Here is a 21604-nt window from a genome sequence, read left to right on the forward strand (position 1 = left end):
TAATTATCATTTTGACCTGAAGATAAATTCACTTGTTATTACAGCCATAATAATGGCGACTGCTATTAAAAACATAAAAAAGAACCTGACCCCTATGCATCTGATTCAACGCCTCAGGGTCAGGTCTTGTTAAAATACTCTATTTTGCGTTCTCATCCGGCTGATGAATACCAAAAATGTTTCCCTCGGTATCCTTATAATATCCCTGCCAAGCCATTCCAGGAAGAGCGTATTTGGGAAGCGCAACGGTTCCTCCGTTTTGGAGGATCTTTTCTTCTGTGGAATCATAATTTTCAACACCCATTGTACATGCATAGCCATTCATCGCCTGGTTTGGTTCTGGAGCCGGTCCTTGACGCTGCATCAACGCCCCATTGATTCCAGGTTGATCTTCCCCACCTGTCACAGCTCCCATATAAGGCATGCCCGCGAAATCACTCCAATCCTCGAATGTCCAGCCGAATACCTCACCATAAAATTTTACAGCACGCTCCATGTCATCCACATGGATTTCAAAATGAACGATTCTTCCCATCGTGTACCTCCTATTGGCTTGTAATTTATAGTCTTCTATTAAGTATTTCGCTGCTACTCTTCAAATCCCTCTTTTAAAAACGAACAAACATTCGGTTTTTGTGGATTTTATTTTTAAGCTTAGGATTATGATGAGCTGACTTTCTCTAAATGATCTCTCAAGGAATCAAGGTCTTTAGCACATGCTTTCTTAAAGGTCCCTGCCATCAATTTTCCAAACATTTTTGACAGGCCGGTCAGACCCCGGATTTCTCCGAGCAGTGTTACATTCGTTCCTTCACGTGTTTGGGTCAGGATATAAGTGAATAGGAATTCCCCCTTGCCGGTTGTACCTTTTGTACCGTCACAACGCAGCATGATTTTATCCGGTTCTTCTAACTTTATCACTTCAAAAATCTCTGAAGCCTCTTTTCCAAACATCTTTCTGGTCTCTTTCCATTGGCTGCCTTCTTTCAAAGGGCCTTGATCGAACCTTTCAATCCTCACAAATCCTTGCATCCAATGCCTGGCAGAATCAAGATCGATCAACGCTGAATAGGCTTCCTCTTTATTTACCTGAAAAGTTCTATTCACTTCAAATTGGATACTCACACGGCTCTCCCCACTCTCTTATTAGAGTATTAGACAGAATTGCCGATATACCTTCTATTAAAACAAGAAAGGTTATTTAAATAGAAGCTGCATTAACCTTCTCCACTCAATTAGTCCTATTCACAAAATCCTCACCTGTAAAAATAAGTAAAATATTACCGCGACCAATGATTCATTTTTTGAAAATTGCAATTTCTTTGTTTATTCAGTGTATAAACTAACTATATAATACGATTAACAGGAGATCAGCTGCATAGTTTACGACAAAATGAAAGCCCTTTCTTTCCTGTGTATTTTCATGAATAAGGGAGGTTCTTAGTTTAGTAGTTTTTTTAGGAAAACAAAAACTTAAAGAAAAAGGAGATTTTCTCATGCTGAAAATATTGCGTAAACCTGTCATTACCGGATTAGCCTTGTCCCTTATGCTCCCTGTCGGAATGGGTGCTGTGTCTGCTGAATCTACGGACTCTTTAAGTGCATTGGAGGTTCCTTCCATTTCTGAAAGGTATCAGGATTCCTTTGCTGTCGGTGCTGCGGTTGAACCCTATCAATTAGAGCAAATCGATGCGGATGTACTGAAGCGCCACTACAACAGTATTGTTGCAGAAAACGTAATGAAGCCAATCAACATACAGCCTGAAGAAGGAAAATTCAACTTCACTGAGGCTGATAAGCTCGTCAAGTTTGCCAAGGAAAATGATATGGAACTGCGCTTTCACACCCTGATTTGGCACAGCCAGGTTCCTGATTGGTTTTTTAAAGATAAAGAAGGCAACCCTATGGTCGACGAAAAAGACCCAAAACAGCGTGAGAAAAACAAGAAATTGTTATTAAAACGCTTGGAAACCCATATTAAAACCATTGTTAAACGTTATAAGAATGACATTAAGTCTTGGGATGTTGTGAATGAAGTAATTGATGAATATGCTTCCAATGACAGAGGTTTGCGAGAATCCCCTTGGTACCAGATTACAGGAGACGAGTATATTAAAGTAGCATTCGAGACTGCGGATCGATATGCAGCGAAAGATGCCAAGCTTTACATCAATGATTATAACACTGAGGTTCAACCAAAAAGAGATTACTTGTATGCTCTGGTGAAGGACTTATTAGATCAAGGGGTACCGATCGATGGTGTCGGCCATCAGTCACATATTCAGCTTGGCTGGCCTACCCTTCAGGAAATAGAGGACTCTATTAATCTATTTGCCGATTTAGGACTGGATAATCAGATCACGGAACTGGATGTCAGCCTTTATGGATGGCCGCCAAAAGATGCTTTTGAGACTTATGATGCTATTACAGAGGATGTACTCCAAACACAGGCAGACCGTTATGACCGTCTATTCCAACTGTATGAAAGATTAGGAGATAAAATCAGCAGCGTAACGTTCTGGGGTGTCGCCGACAACCATACTTGGCTGAACGACCGTGCCGAGCAGTATAACGACGGAGTCGGAGTGGATGCACCATTTGTGTTCGACAATGAATACAATACAAAGCCTGCTTATTGGGCGATTATAGATGAAGAGTAAAATATAACTCGAAACCTCAGAACCGGTAAATTCCGGTCTGGGGTTTTTTCTATTTCTTGCAAGAGACACTTCTATTTTCAATACAAAAAACGCCCTGCAAATTTCACAGGACGTTGCGTTTAACAAAGGGAATTCATGTCCCAATGTGTGTTTGGTTTTAACAAGATGGAGCGTCATTCCCTACGAAGATCAACCCATTGCCTTCCTGGTTTATATCAAGGGTCATGTTTTGGGTAGCGGATTCGATATTCGGATCGACTGCTACTTTGATTTCATTGATGGTTTCTACCTTATCATTCTCTTCAGGCTCATCCAGAGCCAGTCCTACTTTTGGCTGTCCTCAGCCAAAGCCGGCAAAATGAAAACGAATGTTTTCGGCGTCGTTATCTTGCAGCATCTGCTTCAAGAAATCACGAGCTTGATCTGTAATATTCACTCTAAAACACCTCAAATATATAATTGATTCTACAACTCTATTTTACATGAACTTTCTCAATGATGTCGAATATCGGGCTCAAACCTTCCAGCATAAAGCATATCCAACACTCAAAAAAAGGCCCAGGCAGAAATATCACCCTGGGCACAAACTTATTTTAATCAATAGTGCTGAACGGCAGCTCCTCGATTTCCTCCAGATAATCCCCATCAAACTCCTCGGGTAATATATTATCCTTCGAGTATTCCTTCCTCGCCACCAAATACTGATTCTTCCCATTCACAAAATAGATTTGTGTTTCTTTGGAGCTCCCATATTTAGTCTCGGAATAGATGTGTTCAACCTGGTAAAAACCTTGTTCGCTGAACTGGACCTCATATTGATGTTTGTTTTCGACTTCAGAAGATGCATTTAGCGTCTTCCCTTCTATGACAAGCTGTCTTGTGTTTGCCTCAGTTGGTACTTGCGTATCTTCCGGCATCCATGAACTCATGACAGATAACACTAACAAAAACGTCAGAGAATGCTGCATCGTTTGCCTCCTTACCTTGTTTGGCTGAATTTCGCTGGCCAGGGTAACATTTGTAAGACAGCCCGCTGGGTATGTAATCAACTTCTAAAAAAGTAAGATTTATATCCTCTTAAACATACTTTTTCCATATACCCCCGACCTTTTCCTGTAAACTTTCTAAAATAGAAATTGACAAAAAATGAGACTTTCCGATTAGCTTCTCAAAAAAATCCGCAGCAGCACTCAAGCTGTTGCGGATTCTGTCTATCTTTTTCGTTTATCTTTCGCTTTGAGAAGACGGTCCATTCTGTCTGACCGGTTGGTTTCATTTTCAATTTTGTCGGCCTTTGGTTTTGCTGGTTTTGGTTCCTTTTTGGGCTTGACCGGTTCCGTTTTTTCAGGACGAGTCAGCTCATTGTTGGAAGCAGGTTTCTTCTTTGCAGTCGATGTTTTCAGCTTTTTGAAATGCTCCACCTTTTCCTTCTGTCTTTCCTGTCTTTCTGTCTGCTTCTTCTCTTTATTCCTTACAAGAGTTGAAGCCGTCCCCATGAGCCCAAAACGGCGCAGTGCGATTTCCAGGAACAAAAGGAAAAATGCGGTTAATAAAAGCCATTGGGAAATGCTTGATTTCGTATAAGAGTTCGGAAGATTGTCATTATACAGCTCCTCAGTAGAACCCAGTACTTCGCCTCCCCCAGCTTCCGCAATTTTTTCAAGATTGGATTGGTTGGCATTCAGGAGCCTGTATTCAGAAGAATAAGGAACTGAAATGCCGGTTTTGAATAAGCCTGAAGACTCTTCTCCACTCCCTTCATTTAATTGGAGGAAGTAGTTGCCTGGTTCCGCGGCAAAGGTCAGTTCATACTGCCCCGGTCCTGTTGTCTTAAAGGATGCTGCAGTTTCTTTCCCTTTATTGTCCACGAGGACTGCATCCATCGGCATCGCTTTAAAATCAGGCTGACTGATGGTTACCTTCATATCGTTGCCTTCCCGGGTCTGGCTGACTTCAAAGGCTGTGTTCTGATAGTTAGGAAAACTCCAGGTGACAAGCTGGTTCCACATATCAGGCCACCTTTTCCAACCAGGCCAATCGCCTGCCCATTCACCGGGAATGTCCGAGGTCCAGGCCGCCGTCCGTCCGATTCCGTATTGCCACCTTGCCAGGACGGGATCCTCTTTTTCGCTCATGAGGATGGATTCTGCCCTTCCTTTCAGGGAAGTCGCCACATAGGTGTTCATTCGCGGCATTCCTTCGTTGAACAAACCAGTAAAATTACTGCCCTGTACAACCGTCGGATAAAACGGGTTGTCTTCGATATACGTCCTGGTGGTCAGAACGGTTTCCCTTGATAGAATGCTGGGAATGGTGGAAGAGTCAAAGACATCGTAAAATCTCCCGCCGCCTTCTTCGGCCAGCTGTTCGAGGAGCACACCGTCCGACCCTTCCCCAATCGCTACTGTTGAAAGGGTGATGTTATTCTCTTTCCCTTCTTCAATGGTTGTCAGATAATCAGGGGATGTTGCCGACTGTCCATCTGTCAAAAGGATGATATGTTTCCGCTGCAATTCAAGCGGCGTCAGTTGTTCATAAGCAAGTTCCAGTGAAGGAAAGATATTGGTGCCTCCCCCTGCTGTCAGTCCATTGATTTTTTCAATCACTTTCTCTTTATTATTAATTGGTTCAGTTTCAATGATTTGCCACGGCCGGTCGTCAAAAGCAATGAACCCGAGGGTATCCTTCTCCCTCAGAAGTTCAGCTGAGCGCGCGGCCGCTTCTTTGGCCAGCTGAATTTTATAACCGGCCATACTGCCCGAACGGTCGAGGACAATCACCATACCGAGCGACGGGAGTTCCTTTTTACCCTTCAATTCCATATCGACTGGAAGCAGCTTTTCAATCGGCGTCTTGAAATACCCACCGAGGCCGAAACTGTTGTCTCCTCCCGCCATCACAAAGCCTGTGCCGAAGTCCTTCACAGCACTGTGGATCAACTCCATCTGCTGCTGGCTGACTTTGGTGGCAGGGACGTTCACAAAGACAATCGACTGATACTGGACATAGCCTGAAAGTACAGTTGGCAGGAGCTCGGTCTGAATGACATCGACCCTCAATCCTGATGCGGTCAATGAATCGGTCAGGTTTCTGCCTTCCCCTTTCTGGTTTTCCACTACAAGCACCTTGGGATCGCCTTTCACATTGGTATATGCATAGGCTTCATTATTTTCAATAATGGTATCCGAATCCGTTAACACTTCCGCCCGGTACTGCCTGAACCCTTCCTCGGCGGCCTTGTGCTCGAATACAAAACGGTTTTTCCCGGTCTCAATGGAAACTTCCTTGTCGACGACCGGCTTATCATTCTCGAAAACCCTGATTCTGCTTTTTGTGCTGATATTGCTTTCAATCTCGATGTCCAGTTTGGCCGTTTCCCCTTGGAACTGGTTATTGGGAATGTCAAAACCGCTCAAAGATACATCCTCACCATATATCGGATCCACAGGATACACATCGACCGTCAATCCCTGCTGTTTTAAGTAGGCTGCCTGTTTGACGGCATCCCCGGTGTTTTCGTTTCCATCAGACATGAGGACGACCCTGCCATTGGTATAGGAAGGAATTATGCTTCCGCCGAGCCTCAGCCCGTCCGCGAGGTCTGTACTGAAAGTTTCGATTTCACTCCGGAACTGGACATCGGCCTCCGTTTTTTCCTTCAAGGGCCTCTCAACGACAGCATTCCGGCCAGTTGAGATCACCCCATACTGATCATCAGGGTCCATTTCTTTTACAGCCTGATTAATCGACTGTCTGAGATTTTCTGTCTGATTGTCTAGACTGTCGGACATGTCGGTAACAAAAACCGTCGAGACTCCTTTTACAGGGAACAGAAGCTGAACTCCGGCCAAAGCGAGTACAAGCAAAATGATGATCAGCGAACGGAAAATAAGAATCAGGCGTTTTTCAAGCAGCGGAATGCTTGTCCGGCTCTTCCAATAGAAGAAAAGCCCTGCTGCAGCCGCCGGTAGGAGCAAAAGCCAAAGCGGCTGATCAAGTTGAAATTCCACGGCGGTACACCTCCCATTCCACCAACAGCAGCATGAACGCCAGTAAGGCAGCCCACTTCCAGAGTGGATGAATGCTTTTGTTTTCCTGCTGCTCATTTTCACCGGAAGCACCAATGACAAAAGATTTTTCCGGCGTTATATTTTGTTCTTTCTCAGGAAGCAAAACCGCAAGATAACGGTCTCTGAATCCGGAATCCAAGGTTTCCTTGACCTGGTATATGCCTGGCTCACCTGGCGCTTGGATCATCCCGGAATCCATTGAAAGGCTTCTTTCAGCCTCTCCGCTATTCAAGTCCAAGATTTCCGCCTTCTCTGTATTCGAAGAAAACGACACTTGAAGCTGCTCACCCGGTGATGTATACCCAAGTGATTGGTTTTCCTGCTGCAGGAATTCAAGTGCATTTTTTATAAAAATCGGGAAACCTGGCTGAAGCGGCCAATCTGAATCCTGCAGATCAAAACCGAGGAGGACCAGTGGACTGCCCTCGTGGCTGCCTTTGCTGATGATGGGATCATCCCCGCTTGAGACCACTGTTTCCAAGTTCGTGTTTTTATAAGGAAACCTGTACTGCAGGTAAACTTTTTCCATGTCCACATAACGAAGCAGCGGAGAGGAAGCCTCAACTGATAATTTTTCCTCGGTTTCTGTTTTTCCTTTTACAGCAAATGAACCGCCTTCAGCAGGAGAAAGAACTAATTTCGGTCCTGAAGGCCATTTTTCTTCTTCCACACCAGAAACAATATAGAGTCCTTTCTGCTCTTCGGGATACTGCCATTCGCCTGTTTCATTCTCAGACAGGATAACGGGTTCAAAACCAAGAAGCGGCAGGACTTTTTCTAAAAAAGGATTGATATCGCCTGCTAAATAGACAGCTGTCTCAGCCTGTCCTCCCGCAAAAGCGGAGACCCGGTTATCTGCATCATAAGCATCTTCTTCTTCGATGACTGCTTCATAATAGTCTGAATCAGGAAGGCCATCGACATAGAGCAGTTCCGTTCCTCCCGCTTTTACTTGGATGCTCTTTTTAACCACCTCTTCCTGCCCCTTGATCGCAACGGAAATCGTTCTGTTTTCCTTGCTTTCATTGGCTATCGTCACTACCCCGGTCATACTGCTTTCAGTTTGTGCGACGCCAAATGAGCGGAGCGACAGGTTATTCCGTTGTTCACCGATATTATGGACAACGAGTTTATTGCTGACGGGAACGTCCGCCAGCTCTTCTTTAGCCAAGGAATCGGTAAAGAGGTGAATTTCACCTTCCCCTTCAGGAACGAGTGAAGATGCATATCCAGCAGCCTGGGCCATACTGTCTTCTTGATAGGAAGGAGTCAAATCGTTGACTGCGTTCCTCATCTTCTGTTTCTCCAATTCACCGGAAAAAATCAATTCAGGCGTTTTACCTCCCGCCAGCAGGCTCATTTTCTGTCCGCTCCCAAGAGAATCGATGATTTCCATGACATCAGCCTTTGCCACTTCAAACCTGGTACTTTGGCCTTCACTCGCCTGCATGGAAGCAGATGTATCGATTACCGCCACGACATGGCTGCCGCTGATCCCCTTTCCGGATAATATTGGCTGTGCCAGTGCCAGGATCAAGAAGCAGACAATCAATATCTGGAGAAGGAGCAGGAGGTGGCGCTGAAGCTTCCTCCACCACCTGTTCGCCTTCCATTCCTGTATGAGCCTGTCCCATAGGAGCGTTGATGAAATCTCTTTTTCTATGAATTCCTTCCGAAAAAGATAAAATAAAATTAGTACAGCCAAAAATCCGGCCAGCCAAAAATACGACGGTGTTAAAAATCCCATAATCTCACCTCACATTACCCATCCTTTTCCTGCCATCCTGGAGAAGACCAGCTCCTCAAGATCCTGTTCGGACGAACATTGCATCATGCCGATTCCTCTTTCCCTGCAGAATGCCTCAAGCCCGTCATGATGGGACTTCAGCCTTTCCTGATAGTCACGGAGGACAGTCCGGCTGATGGATACTTCGCTTTGCTGTCCGGTTTCGCTGTCAATCAGTTTCAGATCACCTTGAAAATCAGGCTGGATTTCTTCCGGGCTTAACACCTGGATGATCCTGATGTCCTGCCTGGCGGATTGTATTTTCTTTAACGCCTCTTTTATCTCCCCGATCGGTTCGAGGAGGTCACTGATGATGACAGTGAGGCCGTTCCTCTTCTGTTGTATTTTGGCGAGGCCTGATGAAAAGGTCCCCGTGCTGCCGCCGGTCTTTAAATCAGAAACATAGTTTACCAGTTTCCCTGCATATGCGCGGCCTTTCTTATATGTAAAAGGAGTGCTCCCGGATCCTACCGGAAAAACAGAGATTCTATCATCATTGGCTAGAGACATATAACCGAGGCAGGCCGCAATGGACTTGGCCATCTCCCACTTACCCTGGGGAATCATCATCGATTTGGAGCCGTCCAGGCAGATGGTCACAAAGAGTTCCTGTTCATCCAGATACCGCTTGATGTAGTGTTTCTGTGTCCTCGCAAAGGCATTCCAGTCGATCAGCCTTGGATCATCCCCCGGCGTATAAGCCCGAAAATCGGAAAATTCGAGGGACGTCCCCTGCTTGGATGAACGCCTCTCCCCTTTATGCATTCCTCCGACCGCTCTGCGCAGAACAAGGGAGTGCTTAGTGGAGCGCTGCAATATCCTTGAAGAAAGCAGGTTCATCATTTTGCATTCACCGTTTTATCGGCAGCAGACAGTACTTCCAGTATAATTTCATCCTGTGTAATGCCGGATGCCTCTCCTTCGAAATTCAAGAAGATCCGGTGCCGGAGTACAGGTAACGCTGCCTTCTTCAAATCCCCGACAGATACATGGTATCTTCCGGAGAACAATGCCCTTACCCTCGCGATTTTAATCAAGCTCTGCAATCCGCGGGGGCCGGAACCGTACCGGACATTTCTCTTTACGATTTCAGGAGCTATCTCTTCATCAGGCTGTGTCGCCATGATCAAGGTGACCGCGTAATCGAGGATATGCTCAGCCAAAATGATTTCTTTTGCAAGCTTCTGTGTCGTCAGGATGAAATCACCATCCACCTGTTTGTTCAGCTTGATTTCCTCGATTCCCGTTGTCCTCAAGGCTATTTCTTTCAACTCTTCCCTCCCCGGCGCTTCCACGTTGATTTTTAAAAGGAAACGGTCCATTTGGGCTTCAGGAAGAGGATAGGTCCCCTCCAGCTCAATCGGATTCTGGGTCGCAAGGACGAAGAAAGGATCTGGCAGGCGCTTCATTTCTCCGAGCACGGTCACAGTCTGCTCCTGCATCGCTTCTAAAAGGGAGCTTTGTGTCTTTGGCGTGGCACGGTTGATTTCATCGGCAAGGACAATGTTTGAAAATAACGGGCCGGGATGGAAGTGGAAGGTCTGTCTTCCCTGTTCATCCGGCTGGATCATCATGGTGCCTGTGATATCCGTCGGCATCAGATCCGGGGTATATTGGATCCGCGAAAACTGAAGATCCATGACATCGGAAATGGTCCGGACAAGCATCGTCTTCCCGAGCCCGGGCAAGCCTTCCAGGAGGGCATGCCCGCCTGCGAAGATCGCCCACAGTACCTGCTCGACCGTTTCTTCCTGTCCGACGATGAACTTCCCGATTTCCTCCCTGATTTGTTGATATGCCCCGGCTGCCTGCTGCAGCTGCTGTTCTTTAAGTGCGAGTTCTGTCAATGTTCTTTACTCCCCTTCCGGATTCAATTCGCTGAAATAATTCTTTACAACGTTTTCTAGATTCCCCGGGAGCTGCATACGGTCGACACTCTCCCGGTAGGACTGCTTATACTCTCCATAAACTTCATTGTATGGCCTGGCCGATCCTCTAATGGTCGGAGACTGCCCTGTTGTCTGCTGTTCCCCTGACCCTTGTCCAAGTGGCCCCTGGTCGACTGATTGGTTTGTTTTCCCTCCAATCCTGTCTGGAACAGTAACAAGTTCTCTGGAGCCCTGGCCGAATCCCGCTCCATTTCCGCCGCTTCCGGAACCGCTGCCGCTTCCAGAGCCGGATCCAGTTCCTGAGCCAGAACCCGAACCGGTTCCAGAACCGGACCCCGAACCAGATCCTGAACCATTCCCTGAAGCACCGTTGCCGGAACCCTGTCCAGCACCTTGGCCGCTTTGGCTCTGAGATGAGGAACCATTAGCGGAATTCCCATTCTGTCCAGAGCTTGCCTGGCCGGAAGATGGGTTATTAAATGCCAAGGACTGGGCCGCTCCCAGATTGGCTGCTGCCATCTGTTTGTTCATGCTTGACGCAATCTGCTGAAGTTCCTGCTGCATGGAAGCCAATTGCGATAATGAAGCTGCGGAGGCAATCATTTCATCAAGGGACTTTTCAAGATCGGCGAGCATTTTCTCCAGCTCTTCTTCAGACATGTTTTCGAGATCGACATTTTGCCCCTGAACAGCTTCCATCATTTCTTGAAGTTCTTGAAGCTCTTCTTTGTTTAAACTTTGTTTATCTTTAAGCCTCTCCATCGCCTCTTGAAGCTTTTTCTGATCCAATTCTTTTAATGCTTTGGACAGTTCATTCAGATTGTTTCCTGCTGCTTCCTCCGAAAGACTGCTCAATCTTTTTTCAGCTGCTTCGGCATCTTTTTTCAGTTCCGCTGTTTTTCTTTCCTTCTCCACTAATTTTTGGAGGGCTTGCTCCGCAGATTGACTCTCATTCAGCTCTTTCTTCAGCTGAGCCAATTTCTTGCCTAGTTTTTCATCTGCGGGCTCTTTCTTCTTTTCAGCCAATTTCTCAACTTTCTCCTTTGTTTCCTCCATGATTCTTTTTTCAGCCTCTTTTTGTTCTGCCCTCTCCATCACTGTGTTTGGAAAGAGGATGGAGAACGAAATAAGCAATATCAGTATTAAAGAGGAATAAAGAGGCTTCCGGGGAAACTCAAACCGTTTCATTTGATCGATTTCCCTTCCTGCTTCTTTCATCTCCCTTACTGCATCTCTCCGTTGAAGGTGGTAGATTGCATCTTCTTTATCAAGATAGGATAAAGCGGTTGATACAGTGTCCTCCCCGGTAAAATCATCAAATCTCATGGCTGCTGCTTCCCGTTTAGGTCGGGAAATGACAGCGTAGATCACAAATCCGGCAAGAAGAACCCCGCCGGTGATGGCCATCTTTTCCCAAAGAAAAGGGATGACAAAAATCCTCGCTGCCAGAGACCACAGACAAGCTCCAGCCGCAGCAAAGAAAAGGCCCCTGGTCAGGATGAAACTGAAATGCCTCTTCTGAAGCTTTTTCTGCAGGTTGGAAAGCAAGGAAAGAAAGAGCTGTCGATCATGCATCTTTCTTTCTTCCCCTGCCGGCAGGCCTCATGTTTGGACGCAGCTTTGCAATACTGATCCATAAAGATATGGCTGCAATCACCAAAAAGGTAATGACAAAGCTGATCCAAAATGGCAGTTCAATGCCGGTCCTCATCACGAACTCATCCGCTATGTTCGGTTCGAAAACGGTCATCAGCACGAAAGCAGGATTACTCATGATCATGAAGTAAGGAGCCGGGTTTGTCTGATTTCCCATCAGAATCGCACTCATCGTGAATATTGTCAGAAAGCCGGTACCTGCCGTAAGGAACAGCGCCACGCCGTAGGTTGCAATCATGGAAACAATCGTCTTCTTCAGCAGGGTGGAAAACAAAATCCCGATACTGCCGATGGTGATGATCGTAATGACATACAAACCGAATGTTCCAAGGAGGACTCCCGGAGATACACCACCATACAAGAAAACAATGCTGTACAGCGGCAGTGATGCTGAAATCATCAAAAACAGAAACGCTACAGAGGAGACAAGTTTGCTCAGGATGATGCTTGTCGAGGATTGCTCAGTGGTCAACAGCATGCTGAGTGTCTGCCTTTCCCTCTCCCCGCTGATGACACCTGCTGTCAGACCCGGCGTCATGAACAAAATCAGTGCCAGCTGGACCATGGATAGCACCATGAACATCATCCGGCTTTCTTCCGGCCTGATATAACCAGCCTGGCTGTTCATCATGGTAAGGTAAATGAATCCGATGGCAACAAGGCCTAATGTGGCAAGGTAAAACAAAATCCCCATGAAGCTTTTCAGCGATCGCAGCCTTAACTTGATTTCTTTATTTAATACTGGGTTGATCAGAAGTGTCTTCATCTACTCATCCCCTTTCGTGATTTCCAGGAAGATGTCTTCAAGATCCGTCTTTTTCTGGGTGAATTCTGTGATCAGGAGGCCTGACTGCACTGCTTTCCCAAGGAGATCGACTTGTTCCCGATCTGTCCCGGAATAGGCAAAATGAATTGTCCCCGGTTCCTTCTCATTTCTTAAGACTTCCGCTACTTGGGGATCATCCTCGAAAAAGGCAATCGCTTTTTCAATGTTGTCCATCACCGTGACATTCAAGATTTTGTTAGCCTGCAGCTGCTGATGGATCACAGAGACTGAGCCTGAGGCAACCAATTTTCCGTTTTCAATGACACCAAGCTCATCACACATTTCCGCAAGTTCAGGAAGGATATGGGATGAAATCAAAATGGTTTTACCCATCGTTTTCAATTCTTTTAAAATATCCCTCATTTCAATCCTTGCACGGGGATCCAATCCGGAAGCGGGCTCATCAAGGATCAGCACTTCAGGATCGTGGATCAGGCATCGTGCCAGACAAAGCCGCTGTTTCATCCCTCGCGAGAGAAGGTCGACGTACGAATCTTTTTTATGAGAAAGGTTCACCAATTCCAGCAATTGCGGAATAAGCGCTTTCCGTTCAGATGCGGACAGCCCATAACTGGCACCATAGAAATCGAGATATTCGGATGCCTTGAACTGATCATAGACCCCGAAGAAGTCAGGCATGTACCCGATCTGTTTGCGCACTTTCTTCGGATCCTTGGTCACATCAAAACCGTTGACAAATGCTGTACCCTCTGTTGGAGCAAGGAGGGTCGCAAGAATGGAGAATGTCGTTGACTTTCCGGCTCCATTTGGCCCCACCACTCCAAATACCGTTCCTTTTTCAATGGACAGGTTCAAGTTATCCAGGGCCGTGAACGAGCCGTATTTTTTTGTTAAGTTGATGATTTCAATCATTGTACAAACTCTCCTTCTATTGTTACTCCCGGTACAGGAACCTGCGGGTTATGCTGGCCTCTTTTTTCGATTCTTACGATAAGCCTGCCATCTTTATCGATATATTTCTGGATGTCCTCATCAAATTTGATCTGCCTTACACCTGTTTCCAGTTCCTCTGCCTCGCCGGTTTTCATATTCATGATGGATACACCGTCATTAGTAACGGTTTCGTTAAAGGCGAGAAGCAGTTTTGAGTAACGGACCTTGTTTTCCACGACCGAATCCGGAAGCTGGAATGCCAAGTCATAAGTGCCGGGCTCGGCATCGATGAAAAACTTTCCTTCCATGATTTCCTGATGGTAGATCATGCCTTCCACTACTGAAACAGTTGGTTCCAGCTGGTCGCTCTTCAGAGTGAAGGAACCCTTGTTATCGGTTTTTATATTGATTGGCTGCAAGAAGAGATTCAGTGAATCTTCATTTGCTTTCTTGCCATTCACCTTCATATCGACTAAAGAATCTTCGGAATAGCCGATAATCAGCGGCGTATTCATTGAAGCATTATACATTTTTTCATCCAGGGCAAAACGAAGCAGATTGAACTTCTTCCAATCATCGCCATTATTCTGCTGCATACCCGGCCCGGGACCATACATGTAGTTCTGCATGCCAGGAAATGCTCTGTCAGCAACCAAGCTGCTAGGGGCTCCAATCAAAGCGGTGGACTTTTTCTCGATCTCCACTTTCTTGTTTTCTCCCTTTGCCAGCGAGCCAACTTCATAAGCACTGCCTCCGGCAAGGATATATACATGTTCCAGGTCATGAACCATATTATTCGTCACTGTTCCGGAAATGAGTGTATCTCCGGCTGACAGCTCTCCTTCGATTCTGCCAGTTTCAACAGAAGCAACTTGATTCATTATGGAACGAACAGACCAAAATTCAACATCCTTGAATGTCACCACAGAATTTTCATCAGCCGCTTGAACCATCGGGTAATCACTGTAGTTCGTTTGCTCCACAAATTCCTGGCTGAATGGCACAGGGTGAAGAACTTCACTGCCGAACTCTACAGCATAATCTCCACCGCTGCTGGAGAGCATGGAGGAAATATGATATCCGCTGCCCGTGCCTTCTTCACTCACGGAAACGATACTGACTTTGTTTATGCTTTCCCCTCCTGAACGGTCGCTTGCCCCGGTGGCAAAGATTGCGATACTTGTCACGATGGCAATGGATGGAATGATCCACCAGCCCCATTCCCTCTTATCTTTCTTTTTCAAAATAAAGTAAAGGACAGGAACGATAATGATGATATAAGCGGCAAATAACAGAACTATGACCGAAACCGGCAGAAATGAAGAAGCAAACAGTTCCGTCGTATTCAGCAGGGTATTATGTACCTGATCATAAAAAGACATCGGATGCTGCATTTGCGAATCGACCGAAGCCGTCAGGATCCTGTTCCACCAGCCGTTGTTTCCTTCCCAGGAGGCGAGCGGTTCTTCGGCCAAATTATAGGTTAGCTGGGTTACTTTCCCCATTCCCAATCCTTTTTCAACGGCAAGCGGCAAGCCGCTCTCAACAATCAACTCATCAGCACCGGCTGACTGCTCACCTGTCAGGATCGTCATTTCATTCAGTGCCAAAGGCTTATCGCTGTACCCTTTCAGGAAGGATAAATCCTTAAGCTCTTTCTCGCCAGTTACATTCATAGGGATCAATGAAGCCAGTTTCCCCATTTTTTGCTGCAGGTCGGGCGTGCTTCCAATGATCAAGTGGCCGCCAAGCTCCACCCACTCTTTAAGGGCAGCCTGCTTTTTCTCAGGCAGCTGGCCAATCGCATAATCATGGATGACCAACGCATTGAACATGCCGAGGCCCAGACTGTCTTCCGGCAAAGTATCCTCCGTCAAAGGAAGCACTTCCGGTGTTTCCCCTTGAAATGACGTCAGCTTCAACACATTCATCTGATCGGGGTTATCACTCAATACGCCAAGCACAAGCTTCATATCAGGGATGAATCCCGGAGAGAGCCTGGTATCCCCCGATATTTTTATTTCGTCTCCTTCTTTCCAGCCGCCATCATAGAAGCGGATTTCCTTGGTCTTGCTCGGGTTCATAGGATTTGCACCCATATGATCACCATAACCAGGCAGCGATACCTGGATATTCTGTTCTGCCCCTGCGGCAATCTCTACAGGAACGACAACATTTTCATAGGCAAAATAGTGAGGGCTTGACGAGATGACCAAATCACCCGATAAATCCTCCCCATTATTCTTGATTGTCAGGGTCACAGGAAATGCCTTCCCGTTCTTCACCTTTCCATTAATACCTGTTTCTACATCCACATCCAGTGTGCCTTCTGCAGATGCTGTTTCTGCCATCCACGGCATGAATGCCGCCAGCAGGAGCACCACCGCCAAAACTTTCATTATGTACTGTTTCACCCAAAATTTCCCCCTCTTTATCTTCTCTCTAGTAAAGACGATTGCCGGCGCAAAAAAGTTCTGCTATTTTAAGAGAATTTTAGAAAAATGTTTTTGGGGTTACATTTTTAGGTTATTTAAGGTTTTTAGGTGTTATTTTTGCAAGTGGTGAGTGAGAGGAGGAGTTGCGGGTTTAATAAGAGACCGGCGAAAAACCGAGTAAGTTTCTCTCTTCCTATATTATCGGGCCATTGAGATGTGGTAATAGAGCTGGTGTTGGCCCGCATAGGGATTTTTCGGGCCGTTGAGAATGGAAAACCGGGCAGATCCTAGCCCGCAAAACGGAGTACCGGGCCGTTGAGAATGGAAAACCGGACAGATTCCGGCCCGCAAAACGGAGTACCGGGCCATTGAGAATGGAAAACCGGGCAGATCCTGGCCCGCAAAACGGAGTACCGGGTCATTGAGAATGAGAAACCAAGCACATCCTGGCCCGCAAAACGGAGTACCGGGCCGTTGTGAATGGAAAACCGGATAGGTCCCGGCCCGCAAAACGGATTACCGGGCCATTGAGAATGGAAAACCGGGCAGATCCTGGCCCCCAAAACGGATTACCGGGCCATTGAGAATGAGAAACCGGGCAGATCCTGGCCCGCAAACGGAATACCGGGCCGTTGAGAATGAGAAACCGGGCAGATCCCGGCCCGCAAAACGGAGAGTAGCAGATCTAATTATCAAAAAGAATGTAAACCACAAACAAAAGCTGCAGATCATGTTACAGATCTGCAGCTTTTTAGTAAGAATTAATACCTTTTCAGAACAGAAAGTTCCTCAATAAACTGCTCAAGAGCAGCTAACACCTTTTCTCTATCTGTTTCCTTCTCCACAGAGAAGTCCCGACTTTCCAATAAGGAATATAATTCGCTTTGAACCTTATTTAGTGCTTCAATGGCACTGTTTTTTTCCTGGTCTGAGTACTTGAACCCCCTTAATCCCTTCATGATTTCTTCAATCCTTGCTATGTAATCCTTATTGATCCCTATAAAATTCGGATATTCGTTCAGCTGCTGAATTGTATGTCCAACATGGTTCAGGCGCTGGATATCGTTATCAAGTGCATCCTGGTAATACACTCTCATGTCATCCCCAATAGGGAAATCATATGTAGAAAGCGTTTCTTCAATGCTGAAAAAAGCTGCATGCAGCTCATTCAGCTGATACTCAATCTCAAGAGGTCTAACTTGTTCATAATGCTGCACTTTCTGGTGGTCATCATTCCATTGATAGGTAAGGAATAATAGTACCAAAACTATGAACATATTTAAAAATATATCTAATTTATTTTTCTTTTTACCTTCGTTTCTCAAACTGACACTCCTTATGTCCTTACTCGATTATTCACCCGTCAAGCTTTCCCCAGTTATCACTTCAAAAAACCCTTCTGCCTGTTCATACAATATGTAAGCTCTCTCAGTACCGCCTTCACTCGGAATTCTGAAAACCTCGATGGAATTATCTCTCTCATGAATGTGGACATCATACTTTTCCCTATTTAATTCAAAGCTATAGTCTGTTCCAACGTATAAATCTACACCAGACGAAGACCATCTTTCATTTTCAAATTCCTCTTCAAGATACTCAATATCCTTAGGGTCAGTTATTGTATGCGCTTCTTTCTTCTCCCCATCCTCCCCCACTTGATAAACAGTTACCTCTTCTGCAGGTTCAGGCTTGCTGCATCCCGACAAAACGAACAACGATACAATTGTGGCAAAAATTATTTTATTGATGACCTTTCCTCCTTCATGTGCTGCTACCAGATCTCCTCTATTCAAATAGTCTAGCACTCTTCCTACGAGCTGATGATCTGCACGACAAGACTAATAATTGTAAACAATACCGTACCATAAAAGACAAACCCGACATTGGCCTTCAATTCATAATCCTGCTGGACCTTCCCATAGGTACGGCTGACTGAATAATTAGCCATTCTTGAAAACATGCCGCCGCTGCTGCTAAAGAAAAAAAGAATCACACTAAGAGTAAAACCGATAAAAAAACTCCATTCATTATAAGAAAAAAGAAACATCATACTTCCAAGCCAAACCAGCATACTTAATAAAGCTGCAGTTATAACAGTTCCAATCACATTCTTTTTCATTATCTGCCTTCCTTTTTAATAGTGGTATTTTAGTATTAGACGATAAACACATCCAAATAGTTTCCTTTTTACCTCAAACAAAAAGACGCAATCCCATCAAGGAATTACGCCTGCTAATGCCGCTCTGCCTTACAGCTATTTCTTTTCAAGATACTTCTCCATCCGGATGTCCTTCCACATTTTATCCTGCCAATATGTAAAATCCTCAATTTCACCGATTTTTTGATAACCGAGTTTTTCATAAAGCGTGATGGCTTGATTGTTGAATTCAAATACACCCAGTTCTATCCGTTTCAGTCCTTCTGCCTGCGCCTCTTGTTCCAAGTGCTGAATGGCCTGGAAGCCGATCCCTTTTCCCCTTCCCTCTGACTCACCGATTGTGATTCCGATCCAGGAGGTTCCCTGTTCTTTTTTAAAAAGATGACCCGGGTCCACCATGTAATTCATTTCACCTACCAGAAGATCATCCAGGAAAATTAAATAGATCCGCTGGTGTTCCAGTCTTTTTTCCAATCTGTCGAGGTTAATTTCTTCCCTTTGTTCCAGTTCCTCTTTGTTTCTGTTGGGACGTGTCAGTGGAATGATACTGGGATCATTTTCCCAGCGGTTCAGCGCTTCAATTACCACCTTGCCCGGTTCCCTTAATCGTTCAAAACGTACATTCATATTTTCTCACCTATCCCTGTTTAATCCTTACTAATAGGATACCGCAACCTGTCTGTTCCCACCACTACCAGCATTATAAAAGAGGGAACCCCCTGTCAACCAGGAAGTTCCCTTTTTACTATTATTATCAGACTGCCGCTCCTTGATTGAAGAACGCCGCTTCTCCTCACCGGTACACACTGGCACAGGATCCCGCCGCCGGCTCATAATAACAATGATTTTTAAATTGTCCTGCAAAAGGCTGGCCATACCATGTTGGGGGACATGGAGCATATGGATTAAAATACCAAAGGGCATATTTTGCCGGTTGCTGGCTCCAATAATCCAAGTTTTGTTTAGCCAGTCTTTTTTCAACCGATCTTGCTCTGTTATAAAAAAGGTTCCCTTTCTGAACTGCCTCAAAGGAGTAATTCCCGCCCTGCACCTGGTAAATGACATCATTGATGGTCCTGACATCTTTGAAGTCTAAGCAATCCGCTAAAGCACGATTAACAATGACATTCCCAACATAAAGCATTCCCTGTTTTCCTTCGCCTTCAGCTTCCGCCCTCATCATCCTTGCCATTAAGGCAACATCCGAATCCCGGTATTTCACTCTTGGCATATTTTTCACCTCAAAAATATTGTATGAAAAATGCCTGCATTCATGTCATTAATTATTAAATATGAGTACAGTGGGATAAAATAAATCTTCACAGTTTGTGCATAATAATGGAAGCTTTTCAGACTAATTTTAGGATGATGGACCTTGCAGACAGCTTTTGTTTTTTTCTTTATCATAATAGGGTTACTTTTTGGAGACTGGAAACGCTGGCATGAATTTTATCCTACCTTATTATTCTGGATCGTAGGAGACCTGCTTTATGCCTCCCTGCTTCATGACTTCAGGGTTTGGGAGTTCCGTCCCGTAGGGATAGACCACTTCTTGCTCCCCACCCATACCATAATTGCCACTGCGATCTCTTTTTTAATTTATCCCTGTGCCATCGTTGTGTTCTTAGGCCGAATTCCCAAATCCAAGCTAAGGAAGGGGCTATGGATTGTTTTATGGGCTATTATCTTCCAGACAGTTGAATTTATCGCCTACTTGAACGACAGTATAGTCCATCATCATGGATGGTCATTATCCTGGTCATTCCTCTTTAACTTAGTGACATTTTCTTTACTGGTGGTCCATCGATGGAAACCGTGGATCTCCTGGCTGTTATCATTTTCAACTATCATTCTTCTATTTATCCTTTTTGAACCACCGCTGCCAAAGTAATCATCGTATTAATGGCATAAATAGATAGCATGCTGTTACCCAAATAATCAAAGCTGACATTTTATTCTTGTATAATGGCACTGATCATTGACTGCTACAAACCTTTCTCGGATGAAAAATATTCTTACTCTTGGCGGTTTTTCTGAAACTGGATAATCGCGACTCATGCACCCCTAAGTTGTTCCTTGCTGTCGCGATTAGCGGACAATTGCGACACAGTAGATGAATTTTTACTGCTTTCTGTCTCGATTCCTTCGCTTTTGCGACTCCACCCACTCTGACTAACCCATTCCTGTCGCGATTACGTGATAATCGCGACAATTAGGGGAGGCTTTTACAGCATGCTGTCCCGATTCCTGACCAATCACTACTTTATTACTCACCTCTCTAGAAACTCCGCTATAACTTCAACAAACTTTTCTGTTTCCTCTAAATCAGGAAAATGGGCGCTATTCTCGAAAATTACCATCCTGCTGTCTGGCAGGTTTCTCTCAATAATCTTTGAAATGGGAATTCCGGTATTTCGATCATAGGCTCCGGTTAGGATCAACACAGGATTTTGGATTTCTTCCAAGCGGAAAATCAACGGTTTTTCCACCTGATTCTTTTGCAGATTTGCAGCCAGCAAACCTGTGTTGACTAATTTGCTCTCTTCCCACCATTCTCTATTTTTCCTGGCAATCTCTTGATTTTCAAATAACAGCGCATCTACGGTGTCAGGATCAGCAAGGTTCCATATCCTATCGTAAAGTTCGTCGATTCCAGTTCCGCCCTGCTCAAAAATTTTATTATAAAGACTACTACTCGCCACTGACAGAATGCCTGTGATTTGAACCAATTTCTGAATTTCTGTGTTCATTAAACTTGGGGCGGACACTATCACCTGATTAACTTCTTGAGGAAGTGCATATGAAATTTCAAGGGCCAGTTCCCCGCCAAATGAATATCCTAAGAGATCAACCTTATCCGCTGCCAACCAATTCTTCAATTCGATAAAATCGCTGATAAGCAGTTCGATTGAATACTCATTTTCCGATGTCGGCCTGTCCGTCCTGCCGCATCCCCGCTGTTCATAGTAAACTACTGTCCTTGTTTTCGATAACAAAGGCCCTGCGGTTCTTTCAAACACATAATGATTTCCGCCAGGGCCCCCGTGAAGAATGATGAGAGGAGTTGTGTTATTTTCACTCCCTTCAATTTTGACCCAATGGTTTATGCCGTTCAATTCAACTGAAAACTCCCCGTTTGTCTGATTCATCGTTTCCGCATCTCCTTTTAATCTAATTATTTAAATTATTTCAAATGGATTTGATTTAGGCAATATAATTTTTTCCCGAAC

Annotated in this window: 19 protein-coding genes and 1 pseudogene; 3 read left to right on the forward strand and 17 right to left on the reverse strand. The window is 45.1% G+C overall.

The features are described from left to right. Window positions 1-139: 139 nt before the first annotated feature. Window positions 140-535 (reverse strand): VOC family protein, encoded by a 396-nt coding sequence (locus ACOJQI_RS12405; protein WP_421378213.1) that lies wholly within the window; start codon window positions 533-535, stop codon window positions 140-142. 125 nt (window positions 536-660) lie between these two features. Further along, window positions 661-1125 carry an SRPBCC family protein gene (locus ACOJQI_RS12410; protein WP_421378215.1) on the reverse strand — a complete coding sequence of 155 codons (465 nt, stop codon included), beginning with the start codon at window positions 1123-1125 and terminating at the stop codon, window positions 661-663. A gap of 371 nt (window positions 1126-1496) precedes the next feature. Here ACOJQI_RS12410 and ACOJQI_RS12415 point away from each other — a divergent pair, with 371 nt between their 5' ends. Both ACOJQI_RS12415 and ACOJQI_RS12420 read left to right on the forward strand, forming a co-directional pair. Next, entirely contained in the window at window positions 1497-2660 is a 1164-nt protein-coding gene (locus tag ACOJQI_RS12415; protein ID WP_421378217.1) for an endo-1,4-beta-xylanase, read from the forward strand. A gap of 229 nt (window positions 2661-2889) precedes the next feature. After that, entirely contained in the window at window positions 2890-3123 is a 234-nt protein-coding gene (locus tag ACOJQI_RS12420; RefSeq protein WP_421378219.1) for a hypothetical protein, read from the forward strand. 130 nt (window positions 3124-3253) lie between these two features. On the opposite strand, the gene ACOJQI_RS12425 is transcribed toward ACOJQI_RS12420, so the two are convergent. The 14 genes from ACOJQI_RS12425 to ACOJQI_RS12490 all read right to left on the reverse strand — a co-directional run bounded on the left by ACOJQI_RS12425 (window position 3254) and on the right by ACOJQI_RS12490 (window position 19605). Continuing rightward, on the reverse strand, window positions 3254-3628 hold the full coding sequence (locus tag ACOJQI_RS12425; protein WP_421378221.1) for a hypothetical protein: 375 nt from the start codon (window positions 3626-3628) through the stop codon (window positions 3254-3256). Between the two features lie 243 nt (window positions 3629-3871). Next, window positions 3872-6670: a VWA domain-containing protein gene (locus ACOJQI_RS12430; RefSeq protein ID WP_421378223.1), complete on the reverse strand. Its 2799-nt coding sequence runs from the start codon at window positions 6668-6670 to the stop codon at window positions 3872-3874. Next, on the reverse strand, window positions 6654-8477 hold the full coding sequence (locus ACOJQI_RS12435) for a vWA domain-containing protein (RefSeq protein WP_421378226.1): 1824 nt from the start codon (window positions 8475-8477) through the stop codon (window positions 6654-6656). Before ACOJQI_RS12435 ends, ACOJQI_RS12430 begins: the two co-directional genes overlap by 17 nt. A 9-nt stretch (window positions 8478-8486) precedes the next feature. Further along, window positions 8487-9359 carry a DUF58 domain-containing protein gene (locus ACOJQI_RS12440; protein WP_421378228.1) on the reverse strand — a complete coding sequence of 291 codons (873 nt, stop codon included), beginning with the start codon at window positions 9357-9359 and terminating at the stop codon, window positions 8487-8489. Continuing rightward, a complete protein-coding gene (locus tag ACOJQI_RS12445; protein ID WP_421378230.1) occupies window positions 9356-10363 on the reverse strand; it encodes an AAA family ATPase in 1008 nt (335 codons plus the stop codon). The genes ACOJQI_RS12440 and ACOJQI_RS12445 overlap by 4 nt, the downstream gene beginning before the upstream one ends. A gap of 6 nt (window positions 10364-10369) precedes the next feature. Further along, entirely contained in the window at window positions 10370-11980 is a 1611-nt protein-coding gene (locus tag ACOJQI_RS12450) for a hypothetical protein (RefSeq protein ID WP_421378232.1), read from the reverse strand. Next, window positions 11973-12827 carry an ABC transporter permease gene (locus ACOJQI_RS12455; protein ID WP_421378234.1) on the reverse strand — a complete coding sequence of 285 codons (855 nt, stop codon included), beginning with the start codon at window positions 12825-12827 and terminating at the stop codon, window positions 11973-11975. Before ACOJQI_RS12455 ends, ACOJQI_RS12450 begins: the two co-directional genes overlap by 8 nt. After that, on the reverse strand, window positions 12828-13760 hold the full coding sequence (locus ACOJQI_RS12460) for an ABC transporter ATP-binding protein (RefSeq protein ID WP_421378236.1): 933 nt from the start codon (window positions 13758-13760) through the stop codon (window positions 12828-12830). After that, window positions 13757-16195, reverse strand: coding sequence for a hypothetical protein (locus ACOJQI_RS12465; RefSeq protein WP_421378238.1), 2439 nt, complete (start codon window positions 16193-16195; stop codon window positions 13757-13759). Before ACOJQI_RS12465 ends, ACOJQI_RS12460 begins: the two co-directional genes overlap by 4 nt. Window positions 16196-16977: 782 nt before the next feature. After that, entirely contained in the window at window positions 16978-17541 is a 564-nt protein-coding gene (locus ACOJQI_RS12470) for a hypothetical protein (protein WP_421378240.1), read from the reverse strand. A 27-nt stretch (window positions 17542-17568) separates the two neighbouring features. Then, entirely contained in the window at window positions 17569-18009 is a 441-nt protein-coding gene (locus ACOJQI_RS12475) for a hypothetical protein (RefSeq protein WP_421378242.1), read from the reverse strand. A 17-nt stretch (window positions 18010-18026) separates the two neighbouring features. Beyond that, a complete protein-coding gene (locus ACOJQI_RS12480; RefSeq protein ID WP_421378244.1) occupies window positions 18027-18335 on the reverse strand; it encodes a hypothetical protein in 309 nt (102 codons plus the stop codon). A gap of 135 nt (window positions 18336-18470) precedes the next feature. Then, window positions 18471-19001, reverse strand: a complete 531-nt coding sequence (locus ACOJQI_RS12485; RefSeq protein WP_421378247.1) for a GNAT family N-acetyltransferase — start codon at window positions 18999-19001, stop codon at window positions 18471-18473. Window positions 19002-19167: 166 nt separating this feature from the next. Continuing rightward, window positions 19168-19605 (reverse strand): cell wall hydrolase, encoded by a 438-nt coding sequence (locus tag ACOJQI_RS12490; protein ID WP_421378249.1) that lies wholly within the window; start codon window positions 19603-19605, stop codon window positions 19168-19170. A gap of 144 nt (window positions 19606-19749) precedes the next feature. Here ACOJQI_RS12490 and ACOJQI_RS12495 point away from each other — a divergent pair. After that, window positions 19750-20100 (forward strand): annotated as a pseudogene (locus tag ACOJQI_RS12495) (CBO0543 family protein); the annotation flags it as partial. 544 nt (window positions 20101-20644) lie between these two features. Here the strand turns inward: ACOJQI_RS12495 and ACOJQI_RS12500 are convergent. Continuing rightward, window positions 20645-21523 carry an alpha/beta fold hydrolase gene (locus ACOJQI_RS12500; RefSeq protein WP_421378251.1) on the reverse strand — a complete coding sequence of 293 codons (879 nt, stop codon included), beginning with the start codon at window positions 21521-21523 and terminating at the stop codon, window positions 20645-20647. Between the last annotated feature and the right edge of the window lie 81 nt (window positions 21524-21604).

The sequence above is a fragment of the Bacillus salacetis genome, from assembly GCF_049177075.1.
Classification (GTDB): Bacteria; Bacillota; Bacilli; order Bacillales; family Bacillaceae_B; genus Rossellomorea; species Rossellomorea salacetis_A.

Bases quoted from the DNA above. Each gene is read 5' to 3' on its own strand.
- ACOJQI_RS12440 (WP_421378228.1), bottom strand. From the start codon at position 9,359: ATGATGAACCTGCTTTCTTCAAGGATATTGCAGCGCTCCACTAAGCAC.
- ACOJQI_RS12435 (WP_421378226.1), bottom strand. From the start codon at position 8,477: ATGGGATTTTTAACACCGTCGTATTTTTGGCTGGCCGGATTTTTGGCT.
- ACOJQI_RS12425 (WP_421378221.1), bottom strand. From the start codon at position 3,628: ATGCAGCATTCTCTGACGTTTTTGTTAGTGTTATCTGTCATGAGTTCA.
- ACOJQI_RS12480 (WP_421378244.1), bottom strand. From the start codon at position 18,335: ATGAAAAAGAATGTGATTGGAACTGTTATAACTGCAGCTTTATTAAGT.
- ACOJQI_RS12415 (WP_421378217.1), top strand. From the start codon at position 1,497: ATGCTGAAAATATTGCGTAAACCTGTCATTACCGGATTAGCCTTGTCC.
- ACOJQI_RS12455 (WP_421378234.1), bottom strand. From the start codon at position 12,827: ATGAAGACACTTCTGATCAACCCAGTATTAAATAAAGAAATCAAGTTA.
- ACOJQI_RS12490 (WP_421378249.1), bottom strand. From the start codon at position 19,605: ATGCCAAGAGTGAAATACCGGGATTCGGATGTTGCCTTAATGGCAAGG.
- ACOJQI_RS12500 (WP_421378251.1), bottom strand. From the start codon at position 21,523: ATGAATCAGACAAACGGGGAGTTTTCAGTTGAATTGAACGGCATAAAC.
- ACOJQI_RS12460 (WP_421378236.1), bottom strand. From the start codon at position 13,760: ATGATTGAAATCATCAACTTAACAAAAAAATACGGCTCGTTCACGGCC.
- ACOJQI_RS12485 (WP_421378247.1), bottom strand. From the start codon at position 19,001: ATGAATGTACGTTTTGAACGATTAAGGGAACCGGGCAAGGTGGTAATT.
- ACOJQI_RS12450 (WP_421378232.1), bottom strand. From the start codon at position 11,980: ATGCATGATCGACAGCTCTTTCTTTCCTTGCTTTCCAACCTGCAGAAA.
- ACOJQI_RS12405 (WP_421378213.1), bottom strand. From the start codon at position 535: ATGGGAAGAATCGTTCATTTTGAAATCCATGTGGATGACATGGAGCGT.